The 16941-nt window shown below is 72.2% G+C and carries 10 protein-coding genes and 1 pseudogene; 2 read left to right on the top strand and 9 right to left on the bottom strand.

The features are described 5' to 3' along the window. Positions 1–48 precede the first annotated feature (48 nt). Positions 49–3123, bottom strand: coding sequence for a putative bifunctional diguanylate cyclase/phosphodiesterase (locus ACH4SP_RS32920; protein WP_398420403.1), 3075 nt, complete (start codon positions 3121–3123; stop codon positions 49–51). Positions 3124–3504: 381 nt separating this feature from the next. Then, the gene (locus ACH4SP_RS32915) at positions 3505–4482 is read right to left on the bottom strand and encodes a 2-hydroxyacid dehydrogenase (protein ID WP_398420402.1); all 978 of its coding nucleotides are present in this window, start codon (positions 4480–4482) and stop codon (positions 3505–3507) included. A gap of 77 nt (positions 4483–4559) precedes the next feature. Here ACH4SP_RS32915 and ACH4SP_RS32910 point away from each other — a divergent pair, with 77 nt between their 5' ends. Then, a complete protein-coding gene (locus ACH4SP_RS32910; protein ID WP_398420400.1) occupies positions 4560–5582 on the top strand; it encodes an aldo/keto reductase in 1023 nt (340 codons plus the stop codon). Between the two features lie 145 nt (positions 5583–5727). Beyond that, the gene (locus ACH4SP_RS32905; RefSeq protein WP_398420398.1) at positions 5728–6888 is read left to right on the top strand and encodes a PQQ-dependent sugar dehydrogenase; all 1161 of its coding nucleotides are present in this window, start codon (positions 5728–5730) and stop codon (positions 6886–6888) included. A 64-nt stretch (positions 6889–6952) separates the two neighbouring features. On the opposite strand, the pseudogene ACH4SP_RS32900 reads toward ACH4SP_RS32905, so the two are convergent. From ACH4SP_RS32900 to gatB, 7 genes and pseudogenes are all read right to left on the bottom strand, one after another. Further along, positions 6953–10110, bottom strand: a pseudogene (locus ACH4SP_RS32900) (helix-turn-helix transcriptional regulator). 52 nt (positions 10111–10162) lie between these two features. After that, positions 10163–10339 carry a hypothetical protein gene (locus tag ACH4SP_RS32895; protein ID WP_398420396.1) on the bottom strand — a complete coding sequence of 59 codons (177 nt, stop codon included), beginning with the start codon at positions 10337–10339 and terminating at the stop codon, positions 10163–10165. A 223-nt stretch (positions 10340–10562) separates the two neighbouring features. Further along, positions 10563–11264 (bottom strand): hypothetical protein, encoded by a 702-nt coding sequence (locus ACH4SP_RS32890; protein WP_398420394.1) that lies wholly within the window; start codon positions 11262–11264, stop codon positions 10563–10565. Positions 11265–11299: 35 nt separating this feature from the next. Beyond that, the gene (locus ACH4SP_RS32885; protein WP_398420392.1) at positions 11300–11872 is read right to left on the bottom strand and encodes a GNAT family N-acetyltransferase; all 573 of its coding nucleotides are present in this window, start codon (positions 11870–11872) and stop codon (positions 11300–11302) included. Positions 11873–11987: 115 nt separating this feature from the next. Next, the gene (locus ACH4SP_RS32880; RefSeq protein ID WP_398420390.1) at positions 11988–14093 is read right to left on the bottom strand and encodes a phosphocholine-specific phospholipase C; all 2106 of its coding nucleotides are present in this window, start codon (positions 14091–14093) and stop codon (positions 11988–11990) included. A 206-nt stretch (positions 14094–14299) separates the two neighbouring features. Next, the gene (locus ACH4SP_RS32875) at positions 14300–15316 is read right to left on the bottom strand and encodes an endonuclease/exonuclease/phosphatase family protein (protein ID WP_398420387.1); all 1017 of its coding nucleotides are present in this window, start codon (positions 15314–15316) and stop codon (positions 14300–14302) included. A gap of 110 nt (positions 15317–15426) precedes the next feature. After that, positions 15427–16938 (bottom strand): Asp-tRNA(Asn)/Glu-tRNA(Gln) amidotransferase subunit GatB, encoded by a 1512-nt coding sequence (gene gatB / locus ACH4SP_RS32870; protein ID WP_398420385.1) that lies wholly within the window; start codon positions 16936–16938, stop codon positions 15427–15429. Positions 16939–16941 lie beyond the last annotated feature (3 nt).

The raw sequence follows: 16941 nt of genomic DNA, 5'->3' as shown, positions 1-16941 counted from the left end.
AATTCGGGTGCGCATGGCATTGACCCTCCCTCTGGCGCACCGGGTGTGTCAAGTGGGTGGGACGGACGTCTCAGCATTTGAGCGCAATGGCGGATGTCCGAACCCATCGGCGCAGGGTGCTCCGGGGTGCCCCACGGGCAGTGGTCCGGCGGCCGGTCCCCCGGTCAGGACGGGCAGCGCGCTGCCCGCGCCGCCCGGCACCGGGAAGTCCCCGCGCACCAGCGCCCGGCGCAGCCGGTACTCGTCCAGCGGCCCTGAGAACGCCATCCCCTGGCCGTGCGTACAGCCCATCGCGCGCAGGGCCTGCACCTGCTCGGGGACGTCGACGCCGTCCGCGACGGACTCCAGGCCGAGGTCGGTGGCGATCCGCAGCAGCCCGCTGGTGATCTTGTGCAGCCGGGCCGACTCGACGACGCCCTCGACCAGCCCGCGGTCGAGCTTCAGTACGTCGATGGGGAGGCGGCGCAGTGCGTTGATGGCCGCGTACCCGCTGCCGAAGCCGTCGAGTGCGATCCGTACGCCGAGCCGGCGCAGTGCGGACAGCCGGTGTTCGAGGTCGTCGAAGGAGGCCCGGGGGTCGCTGTCGGTGATCTCGACGACCAGCGCCCCGGAGGCCAGCCCGTGCCGGGTGAGGAGGGCCTCGATGGAGCCGAGCGGCAGGGACCGGTCGAGCAGGCGGCGGGCGGTGAGGCGGACGGTGACGGGGACCGGGTGGCCGGCCCGGTTGCGCTCGGCGGCCTGCTCGACGGCCTCTTCGAGGAGCCAGCGGCCCAGTTCGGCGGTGCGGTCGCTGTCGTCGGCGACGCGCAGGAACTCGGCCGGGGTGAAGAGGATGCCCTGCGCGGAGCGCCAGCGGGCCTGGGCGGCGACGGCGGCGACCCGGCCGGTGGCGAGGTTGACGACGGGCTGGTGCAGCAGGGCGAACTCGCCGTCGTGCAGGGCGGAGCGCAGCCGGGTGGCCAGCTCCGTGCGCCGTACGACCTCGGCCTGCATCTGGGGGGCGTACAGCTCGACACGGTCCTTGCCCGCCGCCTTGGCGCGGTACATGGCGAGGTCCGCGTTGCGCATGAGGTCGGTGGGGGTGATGCCGGGCTCGGCGAAGGCGACGCCGATCGAGGCGGCGACGCGGACATCGTTGCCGTCCACCTTGTACGGCTGGGAGAGGGTGAGGCGGAGCCGGTCGGCGATCTCGCGGACCTGGTACTCGCGGGCGGCCCGGTCGCGGGTGCCGTCGCCGACGATCAGGGCGGCGAACTCGTCGCCGCCGAGCCTGGCCGCGGTGTCGCCGGCCCGTACCGAGTCCTGGAGGCGGCGGGCCGCCTGGATCAGCAGCTCGTCGCCGGCTTGATGGCCCAATCGGTCGTTCACCGCCTTGAAGCCGTCGAGGTCGATGAAGAGGACGGCCGTGCCGAGATCGGTGGCACGGCGTCCGGTGAGGGCCTGGCGGACCCGTTTGGTGAACAGGGCGCGGTTGGGCAGGTCGGTGAGCGGGTCGTGTTCGGCGTTGTGCTGCAACTGGGCCTGGAGACGGACCCGTTCGGTGACGTCGCGGCTGTTGAAGATCAGGCCGCCCTGGTGCCGGTTGACCGTCGATTCGACGTTGAGCCAGTCGCCCGTACCGGACTTGAAGCGGCATTCGATGCGGGTGGTGGGCTCTTCGAGGGGGGAGGCGGCGAGGAAGCGGCGGACCTCGTGGACGACGGAGCCGAGGTCGGCGGGGTGGATGATCGAGGCCAGTTCGGAGCCGATGAGTTCGTCGGCGTCGCGGCCGTAGACACCGGAGGCGGCCGGGCTGACGTACCGCAGTATGCCGGTGGGGGCGGCGATCATGATGACGTCGCTCGAACCCTGCACCAGGGAGCGGAAGTGGTTCTCCTTCTGGGCCAGTTCCTGGGTGAGGGAGATGTTGTCGACGAGCATGATGCCCTGGCGGACCACCAGGGCCAGCACCACCGTGCAGCCCGTGAAGAGGACCACCCGGTCGAGCTTGTGGCCGTCCATGACGTTGTAGAGGATGCCGAGCACGCAGACGGCCGCCGCGAGGTACGGGGTGAGGGCGGCCAGCGAACCGGCGATGGGCCTGCTGGGCACCCGGCCGGCCGCCGCCCGGCCCTGCGGGGTCCGGGCGGCGGGGCCGTGCGGGGCGTGCTGGGCGGCGCGGGGCGGGCGGGGTGCGGTCCGGCCACCCGGGGCACCGTTGCCGTGCGGGGCCTTCTGGTCGCCCTGCCCGCTCTTGCCGCTCTGTGCGCTCTTGCTTCCCGGTGTGCTCCTGCCGCCCTGTGCGTTCCGCCCGTACCAGGAGACTCTGTCGCGCAGCTGGGCGGTGCGGCTCACCCCCCAGGGGGCGTACGCGAGGAGCAGGGAACCGGCGAACCAGCCCGCGTCGAGGATCTGCCCCGAGTGGTACTTCTCGCGCAGCAGCGGTGAGGTGAACAGGGCGTCGCACAGCACGGTCATGGCGAGGGCCGCGATCGCGGTGTTGATCGGGGCCCGGTCCGCCGACGAGCGGCGGAAGTGCAGCGCCAGGACCATGCTGACGAGTGCGATGTCGAGGATCGGATAGGCCAGCTTGAGTGCGGCGTGCGCCGTGTTGGCGCCCTTCAAGTCCGCGGTGTGCGCGAGGGCGAGGCTCCACGAGAGGGTGAGCAGCGAGCCCGCGATCAGCCAGGAGTCGAGGGCCAGACAGACCCAGCCGGCCCGGGTCACGGGCCGCTTGGCGAGGACCAGGAGGCCGACGATGGCGGGCGGCCCGAAGAGGAGGAAGAAGAAGTCGGCAAGCGAAGGGGCCGGTACGGCGTCCCCCAACACCACCTCGTACCAGCCCCAGACCGTGTTCCCGCCCGCCGCCATCAGGGAGGAGACGGAGAACAACAGCCAGGCGGACCGGAAGCGGCTCTCCCTGGTCCGCGCGTAGAAGTAACAGGAGACCGCGGCGACGAACGCCGCCGCGGCGAGACCGAAGTCGCCCATGATGAGCGCCACTTGGCGCGAACCCCAGCCGAGTGCCGAACCGGCGGCGTATCCTCCGCAGATCACGGCGAGCAGGATCTGGGGCAACAGACCAGGACCGCTTCCCCTGCCGACGAGCGGCCGACGGGTCAGCACGGCCCCCGGGGCGCTCACGGGACCTCCCTGTTCGGGGGTTTCAGGTGCCCGGGGCGGACGGCTGCCGCTGGGCCGGACCTCCGTCGGTGGCCCTGCCGGGCCGGTCGTCGACGGCCTTGCCGTATCGGCCTTCGGTGACTTTGCCGCGTCGGATCGTCTCTCCACTGGCCGTGCATCACCCGTCGCCCCCCTTGCATGTCCGTCGTGCTCCCCGGCGCCGTGGGTGTGCCCGGCGCAGCCCCTAGGTCCGGACGATACACCAGTACCGTCACTCAGGGACATACTTCCTCTACGCTCCGTAACTACCAGTGGGAATACGGAAACTGGGTGCATTCGGTCTGCTCCGGAGCGTATTCACCCGGGGACTTTTCGGGCGTGCGCGACCCGGGGCGGGGGCCGTCAGCCGACGGTGTGGACGACGTTGTCGAGGGGTTCCCCCGCGGCGTACCGGGTCAGCTGGCGGGCCAGCAGGCGCTTGGCGCGGGGCAGGAAGGCGGAGGTGCTGCCACCCACGTGCGGACTGATCAGAACGCCGGGCGCGTGCCACAGCGGATGGCCGGCCGGCAGCGGCTCCGGGTCCGTGACGTCGAGCGCGGCACACAGACGGCCCGCCGCCACCTCTTTGAGGAGGGCCTCGGTGTCGACGACGGGGCCGCGCGAGACGTTCACCAGGAGGGCGCCGTCCCGCATCCGGGACAGGAAACCGGAGTCGACCAGGCGGGTGGTGCTCTCGGTGAGGGGCGTGCAGAGGATCACCACGTCCGCCCCGGGAAGCAGTGCGGGCAGGTCGGTGAACGCGTGCACGGCGCCGCGCTCCGAGGTGCGTGCGGAGCGCGCGACGCGCGCCACCCGCGCGCATTCGAAGGGGGCGAGCCTGTCCTCGACGGCCGCACCGATGGACCCGTACCCGACGATCAGGACGGACTTGTCGGCGAGCGCCGGGTAGAAGCCGGACCGCCACTCCTCCTTCTGCTGGCCCTGGACGAAGCCGGGGATGCCGCGCAGCGAGGCGAGGGTCAGGGCGAGGGCGAGCTCGGCGGTGCTGGCCTCGTGGACGCCGCGGGCGTTGCAGAGTTCCACGCCCGTGTGGTGGCCGGGACGCAGGGCGCCCTGGATGCTGTCGACGCCCGCGGTGAGGGTCTGGACGGCCCGCAGCGAGGTCATCCGCGGCAGCGGCCGCGTCACGGTCTCGGGGGCCAGCATGTACGGGACGACGTAGAAGCCGCAGTCGGCCGGGTCGGCCGGGAAGTCGGTGAATCCGTCCCAGACGCGGTAGCGCAGACCGCTCGCGGCGGCGTCCGGGAGGCCGTCGACGCCGGACGGTTCCATCGGCAGCCAGACGTCGGCGGGGCGGGTGGCACTGTCGTACGAAGTCATGGTCAGGAGGCTATGCGAAACCGTCTGACCAGCAACGGTTAGTTTGGGGGTGCGGCAGACGGAGGGGTACGGGCAAGGTGGAGCGCAGGACAATCGGGGCAACAGCGCTCGAAGTGGGCGCGATCGGGCTCGGCTGTATGCCGATGAGCTGGGCGTACACCGGGTCCCGGCAGCGCGGCGAGGAGTCGGTGCGCGCGCTGCACACGGCGCTCGACCGGGGGGCGAATCTGCTCGACACCGCCGACATGTACGGGCCGTTCACCAATGAGCTGCTGGTCGGACGGGTGCTGAAGGAGCGGCGGTCGGAGGCCTTCGTCTCCACGAAGTGCGGGCTCCTGGTGGGTGATCAGCACATCGTGGCGAACGGAAGGCCCGGCTATGTGCGCCGGGCCTGCGACGCCTCTTTGAGGCGGTTGCAGACCGATGTGATCGACCTGTACCAACTGCACCGGGCCGACCCGGAGATACCCGTCGAGGAGACGTGGGGCGCGATGGCCGATCTCGTACGGGCCGGAAAGGTACGGGCGTTGGGGCTGTGCGCGGTGGGCGCTCGGGCCTCGCGGCGGTCGGGCACGGGGGTCGGGCGGCCGGTGCTGGGCGGGCTGCACGAAGGAACGGTCCGCCAGCTGGAGCGGGTGCAGCAGGTGTTCCCGGTGAGCGCCGTGGAGGCCGAGCTCTCGGTGTGGTCGCCGGAGGCCCTGGAGGGGCTGCTGCCGTGGTGCGAGGCGCGGGGTGTGGGGTTCGTGGCGGCGATGCCGCTGGGGAACGGGTTCCTGACGGGCACCCTGACGCCGGGCGAGGGCTTCGAGCCGGACGACGTACGGGCCAGGCACCCGAGGTTCACGGCGGAGATGATGGCGGCGAACCAGCCGGTGGTGGCGGGGCTGCGGCGGGTCGCACGGCGGCACGGCCCGGAGGTCACCCCGGCACAGGTGGCGCTGGCATGGGTGCTGTCCCGGGGGCGGAGCGTCGTCCCGGTGCCGGGGGCGAAGACGGCCCGGTGGGTGGCGGAGAACGCGGCGGCGGCCGACCTGAGGCTGACCGCGGCCGACCTGGCGGAGATCGGCGGGCTGCCGGCGGCACAGGGGTCGTGGGACTGAGCGCGAACTCCGGCCCGTGACCGGGAACTCCACAGGGGCCGGAGCAGTGTATTAACGGAGCGGTGCACCAACGGAGCGGTGCATCAGGTGCACCAACGGTACGAGCCTGTCGATCGAAGGGATCCACACCGTGCGACGTCCTGCTGTGACAGCCGTGTTGACCGCTGCGGCACTCCTGCTCGTGGCGGGGTGCTCGGACGGCGGCCCCGCGGGCAAACCGCCGTCAGGGAAGGGGAGTTCGTCCCCGGCCGCGCGCAATCCGGCCGGGAGCGCGGCCCCGTCGGGCACGCCCGGCTCGAAGGCCGCGCCCGCGAAGGGGTCGGCGACGGTGACGGGGACCCTTGCCAAGGACCTCAAGTCCCCCTGGGGGCTGGTCGCGCTGCCCGACGGCGACCTGCTGGTCTCCTCCCGGGACGAGGGGACCATCACCCGGGTCGACGCCGAGACCGGTAAGGCGTCCGCGGTGGGGTCGGTGGCGGGCGCCTCCCCGGCGGGCGAGGGCGGTCTGATGGGGCTGGCGCTGTCCCCCTCGTACGCCACGGACCACCAGGTCTACGCGTACTTCACGACCGAGTCCGACAACCGCATCGCCCGCATGCTGTACGACGACAGGCGTCCGACCGGGCAGCAACTGGGCGCCGCCGACACGGTGTTCAAGGGCATCCCGAAGGGCACCGTGCACAACGGCGGGCGAATCGCCTTCGGCCCGGACAAGATGCTCTACGCGGGCACCGGCGAGACCGGTGAGCGGGGTCTCGCCCAGGACCCGAAGTCCCTCGCGGGCAAGATCCTGCGGATGACGCCGGACGGCGAGCCGGTGCACGGCAATCCGGCGGCGGACTCGGTGGTGTACTCGCTGGGCCACCGCAATGTGCAGGGTCTGGCCTGGGACGAGGACCGGCGGCTGTGGGCGGCCGAGTTCGGCCAGGACACCTGGGACGAGCTGAACCTCGTCGAGCCGGGGAAGAACTACGGCTGGCCCGAGGTGGAGGGGCAGGGCCACCGGGCCGGGTTCGTCGACCCGGTCGCCCAGTGGAAGACCTCCGACGCCTCCCCCAGCGGGATCGCCGTGGCCGGGGGTTCGGTGTGGATGGCGGGGCTGCGCGGCGAGCGGCTGTGGCGGATCCCGCTGGACGGGGCGAAGCCGGTGGCACCGCCGCAGGCCTTCTTCGCGGAGAAGTACGGGCGGCTGCGGACCGTACTCGCCCTGGGCGGCGACGAGTTGCTGGTGGTCACCAGCGAGACGGACTCCCGGGGCACGCCTGAGCCCGGCGACGACCGGATCCTGAAGGTGAAGGTCACGTAGGACCGGCGGACAGGGCGGCGGACAGGTCCGGGCGGCGGACGGGGTCCGTCAGCCGCCCGGACCGCTACCCCGCGGCCTCCTCGCGGAAGAGGTCCAGGCGGTGGGCCACGGCGGCGGCCTCGCCCCGGCCGGTCACCTCCAGCTTGGCGAGGATGTTGGAGACGTGGACGCTCGCCGTCTTGGGCGAGATGAAGAGCGTCTCGGCTATCTGCCGGTTGCTGCGGCCGTCCGCGACCAGGCGCAGGACGTCGTGCTCGCGCGGGGTGAGGTGGAAGGCGCTCTGCCGCTCCGGGGCCGCGGCCGGTGCGGGGGCCGGGGCGAGCCGGGTCCGCCGGGCGAGTTCGGCCACCCGGTCGGCCAGCGGGCGGGCCCCGAGCCGCTCAGCGACCGCGCCGGCCAGCCGCAGCAGCTCGGCGGCGCGCTCCCGGTCGGCGGCGCGGCCCGGGGCGCCCGGGGACGCGGGGGCGGCGAGGAGGGCCGCGGCGTGCCGCAGCCGGACCCTGGCCAGGTCGTAGGGGCGCTCCAGGGGTTCGAAGGCGGTGACCACCCGGCCCCAGTCGTCCGGGGTGTCCCGGCCTTCGGCGCGCAGGAGTTCCGCGTGTACCCAGCAGTCGTACGCCCGCCAGAGCGGCACCCCGGTAGCCAGCCGCTTCGCCTGGTCGCGGATCAGGCCGAGGGCTTCGGTGCGGCCCGCGTCGGCGGCGGGGACGCCCCGGGCGTCGGCCTCCATGACGGCGGCGTCCAGAAGCAGCGGCCAGGCGAACCGGTGGATGCCGAGCCGGAAGCCCCCGGACACGGCGCGTTCCAGTTCGGCGCGGGCGTCAGGGACGCGGCCCTCGTGGGCGGCGATGGCGAGGGCCAGCCGCTGCAGGGGCAGCTGGTGCTGGGGCATCCGGTCGTACGGCCCGTAGCGGTCTGCCGCGTTCCGCAACTGCTCGGCGGCTTCGTCGAGTTCACCGCGGGCGAGGGCGATGGCCGATCGCCAGACGGCGGCGGCCGCGCGTGGCTTGACGGTGGGCGAGGTGGCGCGCTCGGTCAGCAGGGAGTTCGCGGCGGCCTCGTCCCAGCGGCCGAGCGAGAAGAAGGACTCGGACTGGTTGCCGCGCACCCAGTGCTCGGAGTCCTGCAGGCCGTGCGCCCTGGCGTAGGCGATGCCCTCCTCGCACAGTTCGGCGGATTCGCGGGAGCGGCCGACGGCCTCCAGGTGGGAGGGCAGGTTGGTGTGGCAGCGGTTCACCACGGTGACCATCTTCTCGGCGAGGGCGCGCTCGCGCACCTCGTACATCTCGGCGAGGCCCTTCGCCACGTCCCCGGAGTCGATCATCAGGCCGCCGAGGGTGACCCGGGCGTTGAGCTCGGTGTCCTGGGCGCCGACCATCCGGGCGTACTCGACGGCCTGTTCGGCGGTGGCGATGGCGTCGGGTCCCGGCTCGTTCAGCATGGACCAGCCGGCGACCAGCGACAGGATGTCCGCGTGCACGGCGGACGGCGGCAGACCGCGCAGCAGTTCCTGTGCGGTGGACAGCTCTTCCCAGCCGTCGCCGCGGGCGAGGCCGATCACGGCCTTGGAGCGCTGCACCCAGAACCAGGCGGCGCGCAGCGCGTCGGACTCCCGGTTGAGGTCGAGGCTCGCGTCCTCGTCGAGGATCCGCAGGGCGCGCTTGGCGAGTTTCAGGGCGCGTTCGCGTTCGCCGCCGAGCCGGGCGGCGACGGTGGCCTCGGCCATCACGTCGAGGTAGCACAGCGGGGTGGTGGCCGGGTTGCAGCCGCAGGGCGGGTAGACCTCGGCGAAGTCGATGGGCCGCAGGGTGTCGCGGACGTCCTGGGGCGCGTCGTCCCAGAGCTCCAGCGCCCGCTCCAGGAGCTTCAGCTGCTCGGAGCGCGCGTGCCGCTTGCGGGCCTCGACGGCCGCGCCCAGGACGGCGGGCAGCGCCTTCGCGGGTCGTGGGCGGCGTACCAGTAGCTGGCGAGACGGGCGGCCCGCTCCTCGGTGCGTACGAGCGTGGGGTCGGCCTCCAGGGCCTCGGCGTACCGGCGGTTGAGCCGGGAGCGCTCGCCGGGCAGCAGGTCGTCGCTGACCGCCTCGCGGACGAGGGAGTGCCGGAACCGGTAGCCGTCGTCGCAGGCCGCGGCCAGCAGCAGGTTCGCGCCGACGGCGGCCCGCAGCGCCTCGATCAGGTCGTCCTCGGTGAGCCTGGCGACGGCGAGGAGCAGCCGGTACTCGACGGTGGAGCCGCCCTCGGCGACGATCCGCACCACCTTCTGGGCGTCCTCGGGGAGCTCTTCGACGCGTACGAGAAGGAGGTCGCGGAGGGAGTCGGTGAGGGAGGTCCGACAGCCGTTGCCCATCGAGACGGCGAGCTCCTCGACGAAGAAGGCGTTGCCGTCGGAGCGGCCGAACACCTCGTCGACGAGGACGGGGCCGGGTTCGGAGCCAAGGATTCCGGCGAGCTGGCGGTGCACTTCGTCGCGGTTGAAGCGGGGCAGCTCGATGCGCCGTACGGTACGCAGCCGGTCGAGTTCGGCGAGCAGCGGGCGCAGCGGGTGGCGGCGGTGGATGTCGTCGGCGCGGTAGGTGCCGAGGACGACGAGGCGGCCGCTGCGCAGGGTGCGCAGGAGGTAGGAGAGCAGGTGCCGGGTGGAGGCGTCGGCCCAGTGCAGGTCTTCGAGCACGAGGACCACGGTGCGGTGCGCGGCGATGCGCTCCAGGAGGCGGACGGTGAGCTCGAAGAGGCGGGCGGTGGCGTCCTCGCTGCCGCTGCGTCCCGGGGTCGCGGGCAGGCCGTACGGCGCGTAGGGGGTTTCGCTCAACTCGGGGAGCAGGCGCGCGAGTTCCTCCTCCTGGCCGGCCGCCGCGGCGGCCAGCTCGTCGGGGAGGAGGTGGTGCAGGGCGCGCAGGGCGGCGGAGAAGGGGGCGAAGGGCAGGCCGTCGGCACCGATCTCGACGCAGCCGCCGACGGCGACGACGGGGGCCTGGGCCGGGGCGGAGGGGGCCGGGGCTAGGGCGGAGAAGGCCCGGGGCGGCGCGGAGGCGGAGACTCCGGCTCCGGCCAGGAACTCCTCGACGAGCCTGGTCTTGCCGACCCCGGCCTCGCCGCCGAGCAGCAACGCCTGCGGCTCGCCCGCGGTGGCGCGGGCGAGCGCATGGGTGAGGGTGCTCAGCTCGCTGCTGCGGCCGACGAACACGGGACTGACAGACCTGGTCTCCACGTCGCCGAGCATCGCACAGCCATTCGAGGCGGAGTCACCCGCTGTCCGCATGGCGGGCGGCCCGTCAGGCGGCGCGGGTGAAGTGGCTGCGGAGCGACCTGACCGCCCCCATCTGCTTCTTGTCCCCGCGCCGGGCCCCGGCACTCTTGGCCGCCTGCCGCGCCTGGCGTGCGAGGCGGGCCTGCGCGGCCTCCTCGACGAGCTCGGCGTGACGGCTCTGCTGCATTTCGTACTCGAACATCTCGTGCTCCCCGTTGGGTTGTCGCGGCGTCTTGCGATGCCTCAACTCTCGCTTCCCAGGGGGTGTCCGCACATCGGGAGAGTGCCGCATGTTCGGGCTGGTGAGGGGCCTTAGACGGGGGTACGAGGGGGCCTTAGGCCGCCCAGGAAAAGCCCGGAAGGCCCAGGCAGGTACCCAGGCCTTCCGACAGAGGGACTCAGGACGTCTAAGACGCCCAGGACGCCTAGGACGTCGGGGCCGCCGGAGGCGTCGGCATGGCCGCGAACAGGTCGAGGTACATGCCGGCCGAGACGAGCAGGCCCAGGATCGCCAGGATCACTCCGCCCCACGCGAGGGCGCGCATCCAGACCGGGCGGGCCGCGACAGCCGCGCCGGCCGACGACGTGGCGGGACGCAGAGCGATCAGGGCACCCACTCCCACCAGCAGTGCCAGCAGGGCGAAGCTGCCGTTGACCAGGGCGGTCATGTGCCAGACGTTGCCGTAGAGGCCGTCAAGCTGGGCGTTGATGTCGCTGGCCTGGGTGAGGTGGAGCTGGTTGTCCAGCTTCTCGCGCTCGCCGAGGATGGTGCCGGTCCAGGTGCCGGTGATCGCGGAGAGGGCGAGTCCCGCGGAGACGATCGCTGCGGCGGGCGCCGCAGCGGAGACGGGCCGGACGGGCTCCTCCTCAAGGTCGAGGAGGTCGTCGTCATCGTCGTCGGCGTCTTCCTCGACGTCGGCGTCCGCCGCGGCGGCGACCTTCTCCGCCACGGCGGACTCGGCGGACTCGTCCTTCGCTTCGCCCTTGACGAGCTTGTCCGTCTTGTCGGCCTTACCGGCCTTGTCCGTCGTGACGGCCTTGTCGTTCGTTTCGTTCTTGCCTTCCGCCTCGGCGGATGCCTCGGCAGCGGCGTCGTTCTCGGCCTCGGTGCGGGGAGTGGCGTTCATGCGCCGCACGCTAGGCGTCCTATCTGAGAGACCCCTTAACGCGCCTCTCGCTCCTCCCGGCCCGCACGCCACTCCGGCGCCAGCACCGACCAGACTTCCTCGTCGTGCCGCTTCCCGCGGTAGAGGTACATCTCCCGCAGTACGCCGTCCTTGTGCATGCCCAGCCGCTTGGCGACATTGATGCTGGCGGTGTTCTCCGATGCGGCGACCCACTCGACGCGGTGGATGCCTCGCCCGTCCACCGCCCAGTCGATCAGCACGGTGCACGCCTTGGTGATCAGCCCGCGCCCGGCGGCCGTCGGCTCCAGCCAGCAGCCGATCTCGCAGGTGCCCGCCTTGGCGTCGAAGAGCCGGAACATCACCCCGCCGACGAGCGTCCCGTCGAGCCAGATGCCGAAGATCTGCCCGGCGTCGGCGGCGGTCTTCTCCGCGTAGTTCTGGAGGAAACCGCGTGCGCCGGCGAGGTCCTTGTTGATGTCGGGCATCCCGATGTACTGGCCGATGAAGTCCCGGCCCCGGTCGATGTGGGCCAGGAACTCCTCGGCCCGCCACGGTTCCAGTGGCCGAAGTACCGCTGTGCCCTCGTCGTCCAGGTTGATGCCGAACATCCCGATCCCCGTTCTTCGATCTCCGGTCGCGTGCCTGTCCTGCGGCACGCAACCGGGATCTTCGCACGTCGGCCGGGGGCCCTCGGCACCAGCCCGGACCGGCTGCCGGGGGCCGTCAGCCGGAGACGCTCGCCCGCCCGTTCTCGATGTGCCCCATCAGCCGCCGCCGGAAGGAGCTCTCGCCCTCGACGGTGATCGCCAGGTCGTACCAGCCGTGCGCGTCGTCCGCGGAGTGGACGATGCTGCGGCTGCGGCCGGGACGGACGGTGACCCGGCGGGGCCGCCGCACGTCGAGGTCGTCCTCGTCGGCGTACGCGAGCGGCTGCACGGTGAAGGTGACCGGCTTGCGGCCCCGGTTGGTCAGCGTCAGGTGCAGGTCCCGGTCGCGGCTCTCGATGCGGCTGGACACCTCGGCCGTACCGGTGCGGGTGCCGGCGAACTCCCGGCGGAAGCCGTTCGGCCCGGTCACGGTCAAGCGGTACGCGTCCTTGGCCAGCGGCACGGACCAGTCCGTGTGGCCCCGTACGTCCAGGTGCTGCGGTACGGCGAACTCGCCCGCGTACGGATACAGCGCGAAGTGCGCGCTCGCACGGCCCGAGTTGCTGACGGACAGCCGCAGGGAGGTGCCGCCCGCGGCGATCCTGCCGTGCACGTCCGGCTGGTACGGCAGGGCCCTCGCGCGCCGCACCCCCGGCTCCTGCTTCGGCATGTGCTGCTCCAGCGGCGGCACGGGACGCCACCGCCCGGTGAACGGCGGGATCTCGCCCGGGTGGTCCACCGACGGCTGGCGGTGCGTCCGCTTGAAGTCGAACGCCGAGGTCAGGTCGCCGGTGACCTGCCTGCGCCACGGGGTGATGTTGGGCTCGCGGATGCCCGTCCACTGCTCCAGGAAGCGGATCACCGAGGTGTGGTCGAAGGTCTCGGAGCAGACGTAACCGCCCACCGTCCACGGCGAGACCACCAGCATCGGGACCCGGATGCCGAGGCCGGTGGGCCGGCCCTTCCACCGCTCGTCGGTGTTGTCGGTGGGCGGCACCGGCGGCGGCACGTGGTCGAAGAAGCCGTCGTTCTCGTCGTAGTTGATGAGTACGGCGGTGTGCCGCCACACGTCGGGGTGCGAGCCGAGGGCGTCGAGCACCTGGTAGACGAGCGAGGCACTGGCGACCGGGGAGGAGGCGCCGGGGTGCTCGGAGTCGATGGCCGAGGGCACCAGGTAGGAGACCTCGGGCAGCTTGCCCGCGGCCACGTCGGCGCGGAAGTTCTTGGCCAGGCTGCCGGTCTCGCCGCGGCGCAGACCCCGCTCGAAGAGCGAGCGCTCGCTCTTGGTGAGGGTCGCCACGCCCTCCTCCAGGAGGCCGAGCAGCCTGGTGCGCTCGGCGGCGTCCAAGGTGCCGCGCACCTTCGCGTAGAAGGACTCCATGAAGGTGTGGCCGCCGGTCCTGGCCAGCGCCTTGCGGGCGATCTTCTTGAAGGTGGTGAAGAACTCGATGTTGTTGTCGGTGAAGTTCTCCCACTCGGTGTACGTCTGCCAGCTGCGGCCCGCCTTCTCCAGCCGCTCGGCGTACGTCGGCCACGGGTAGCCGGGGTGGGTGCCCTCCGCGTACGCGGCGTTGGTGACGGCCCTGCTGCCGTCGGCCTCGTGTCCCGTCCAGCCGCTCCACAGGTGGTTGCGGTTGGGGCTGGTGGAGGTGTGGATGGACGAGTGGTACGCGTCGCAGATGGTGAAGGTGTCGGCGAGCTCGTAGTGCAGCGGCAGGTCGCGGCGGTCGTAGTAGGCCATGGTGGCGCCGGTCTTGGCGGTCACCCACCCGTTCATCCAGCCCTGGCCCCAGGCCTTCGACCCGCCGTCCCACGAGTGGTCGAGGTCGCCGATGTACTGGAGGTCCTTCTTCTGCGCCTCCGCTGCGTCCCGCACCGGGAAGGGCAGCACCCGGGTCAGCGGCCCCGGCTGCTCGAACACCGGCTTCCCGTCCGGGAGTTCAATGGCGTTGCGGTCCCCGAAGCCGCGCACGCCGCGCAGGGTGCCGAAGTAGTGGTCGAAGGATCTGTTCTCCTGCATCAGCACGACGACGTGCTTTATCGCCCGCAGCCCGCCGGACGCCGGACGCTCCGCGGCGATGGCGGCCTGCAGCGAGGGCGGCAGCAGCGAGCCCGCGGCAGCGGCACCGAGCGCTCCGCCGCCGATTCCGAACAGGCGGCGCCGGGTGAGGTCAGTGGCCATGGGGTCCTCCCGAATCAGTGGTGATGCCGGGAAAGTACGGGGTGGGAGTGGCCTGGAGAAGTACCTGAACAAGATCACTGGTGAACTGCGCCGCGGGCGTCCTCGGCCTGTCCGGCATGTGAGGACGCGCGCGCAGCCCGTGCAGGGGTCCGGGGCGCAGCCCCGGCATGGACCACGACCAGAAGCAGGCCCGCGGCCCGGTCCCCCTAGAACGCAACGCGCGCAAGCACCGGGACGTGGTCGCTGCCCGTGGCCGCCAGCTTCTCGAACCGGACGACCTCGCCGCCCCGCACCATCACATGGTCCAGCCGCGCCACCGGGAACCGCCGCGGCCAGCTGAAGCCGAACCTGCCGCCCGTGTCGTCCACTTCGGCGACCACCGGGTTCAGACCCCGGTCGTCCGCCGTCGCGTTGAGGTCGCCCAGCAGGATCACCCGCTCGGTCCGCTCCGCGTTCAGCGCGGCCCCCAGCCGGACGGCCGCCTCGTTGCGCCAGCCCGTCTTCAGACCCTGCGGCCAGGTCGCCCGTACCGAAGGGAGGTGGGCGACATGCACCGCGACATGCCCCTTCGGCGTCACTGCCGTCGCCCGCATGCCCCGCTGCCACGGCTCCTTGATCCCCTCGGGCTTGAGGTCCACCGCGGTGACGTCCCGCAGCGGGTACGCCGACCAGAGCCCCACGGTTCCCACCACCGCGTGGTGCGGGTACTTCGCCCCGAGCACGCCCGAGATCTTCGCCGCCGCGCCCGCCGTGACCTCCTCCAGCGCGATGAGCTTCGGCCCGGCCGCCGCCAACGCCCGCACCGCGCCCGCCGGATCGGGATTGTCGTCGGCGATGTTGTGCTGCACCACGCTGAAGTCGTACGAGGCGCTGTCGCCTCCGCCGATGAGCGCCCCGCCGGCCAGCCCGCCGTACGCCCCGAGCGGCACCACCAGCGCCACCAGGGCGAGCGCCGAGCGGCGCAGCCGGGCGAGCATCAGCAGCGGCAGGATCAGCAGCCCCAGCCAGGGCAGGAAGGTTTCCGCGAGGCTGCCGATTCCGCGGGCGTCCGGCACGTACCCGTGGAAGACCGGCAGCAGCCCCAGCAGTACCGCCGCCAGGCCGACGAACCGGCCCCGCCGCCAGGCGCCCCGGCCCTTGCCGTCCTCGCCCCAGTGCCGCCCGTCGGGCCAGGCACCGCGCGCCGGGGATTCTCGCTGGTCGCTCTCGTACGTACTGGTCATCTTGGTCAGGACGCCGTACCGAGGCCGATGGTTCACCACGGGGTACGCCGAGGGGCCCCGGTCGCAGGATCTCGACCGGGGCCCCTCAACTCGTACAACCCGACTGGGTGTCAGCCCTCGACGCCCAGCTTCTCCAGGATCAGCTCGCGGACGCGCGCCGCGTCCGCCTGGCCCCGGGTGGCCTTCATGACCGCGCCGACGAGAGCGCCCGCCGCCGCGACCTTGCCGCTGCGGATCTTGTCCGCGATGGCCGCGTTGCCCGCGATGGCCTCGTCGACCGCCGCGCCCAGCGCGCCGTCGTCGGAGACGACCTTCAGGCCGCGCTTCTCGACGACCTCGTCCGGACCGCCCTCGCCCGCGAGGACGCCCTCGATGACCTGGCGGGCCAGCTTGTCGTTCAGGTCACCGGCGGTGACGAGAGCCGTCACGCGGGCGACCTGCTCGGGCGTGATCGGCAGCTCGTCGATCGCGCGGCCGGTCTCGTTGGCGTTGCGGGCCAGCTCGCCCATCCACCACTTGCGGGCGGACGCCGAGTCGGCACCGGCCTCGATGGTGGCGACGATCGGGTCGACCGCACCGGCGTTGAGGATCGACTGCATGTCGTGCTCGTTGACGCCCCACTCCTCGCGGAGGCGGTTACGACGGACACGGGGCATCTCCGGGAGACCGGCGCGCAGCTCCTCGACCCACTCGCGTGCGGGGGCCACCGGAACCAGGTCCGGCTCGGGGAAGTAGCGGTAGTCCTCGGCGTTGTCCTTGATGCGACCGGACGTCGTCGAGCCGTCTTCCTCGTGGAAGTGCCGGGTCTCCTGGAGGATCGTGCCGCCGCCGTTGAGGACGGCGGCGTGCCGCTGGATCTCGAAGCGGGCCGCACGCTCCACGGAACGGAGCGAGTTGACGTTCTTCGTCTCGCTGCGGGTGCCGAACTCCTCGCGCCCGTGCGGGCGCAGCGAGAGGTTCACGTCGCAGCGCATCTGGCCCTTGTCCATGCGGGCCTCGGAGACGCCGAGCGCCTTGATGACCTCGCGCAGCTCGGCCACGTACGCCTTGGCGACCTCGGGGGCACGCTCGCCCGCACCCTCGATCGGCTTGGTGACGATCTCGATGAGCGGGATGCCCGCGCGGTTGTAGTCGAGCAGCGAGTGCGAGGCGCCGTGGATGCGGCCGGTGGCACCGCCGACGTGCGTCGACTTGCCGGTGTCCTCCTCCATGTGGGCGCGCTCGATCTCCACGCGGAAGATCTCGCCGTCCTCCAGCTGGACGTCGAGGTAGCCGTTGAAGGCGATCGGCTCGTCGTACTGGGAGGTCTGGAAGTTCTTCGGCATGTCCGGATAGAAGTAGTTCTTCCGGGCGAAGCGGCACCACTCGGCGATGTCGCAGTTCAGCGCCAGGCCGATCTTGATGGCCGACTCGACGCCGATCTCGTTGACGACCGGCAGCGCGCCGGGCAGGCCGAGACAGGTGGGGCAGGTCTGGGTGTTCGCGTCCTGGCCCAGCTCCGTGGAGCAGCCGCAGAACATCTTGGTCTTGGTGCCGAGCTCGACGTGGACCTCAAGACCCATGACGGGGTCGTACGTCGCGAGGGCGTCCTCGTACGACACGAGGTCGGTGGTGACAGTCACGGT

The sequence above is a fragment of the Streptomyces sp. NPDC021093 genome (assembly GCF_044333135.1).
Taxonomy (GTDB): domain Bacteria; phylum Actinomycetota; class Actinomycetes; order Streptomycetales; family Streptomycetaceae; genus Streptomyces.
This window is presented reverse-complemented; position numbering and strand designations above follow the sequence as displayed.

Excerpts from the sequence above, each read along its gene's own strand:
- ACH4SP_RS32915 (WP_398420402.1), bottom strand. The coding sequence starts at position 4,482 with ATGACTTCGTACGACAGTGCCACCCGCCCCGCCGACGTCTGGCTGCCG.
- ACH4SP_RS32895 (WP_398420396.1), bottom strand. The coding sequence starts at position 10,339 with ATGTTCGAGTACGAAATGCAGCAGAGCCGTCACGCCGAGCTCGTCGAG.
- ACH4SP_RS32885 (WP_398420392.1), bottom strand. The coding sequence starts at position 11,872 with ATGTTCGGCATCAACCTGGACGACGAGGGCACAGCGGTACTTCGGCCA.
- ACH4SP_RS32880 (WP_398420390.1), bottom strand. The coding sequence starts at position 14,093 with ATGGCCACTGACCTCACCCGGCGCCGCCTGTTCGGAATCGGCGGCGGA.
- ACH4SP_RS32875 (WP_398420387.1), bottom strand. The coding sequence starts at position 15,316 with ATGACCAGTACGTACGAGAGCGACCAGCGAGAATCCCCGGCGCGCGGT.
- ACH4SP_RS32890 (WP_398420394.1), bottom strand. The coding sequence starts at position 11,264 with ATGAACGCCACTCCCCGCACCGAGGCCGAGAACGACGCCGCTGCCGAG.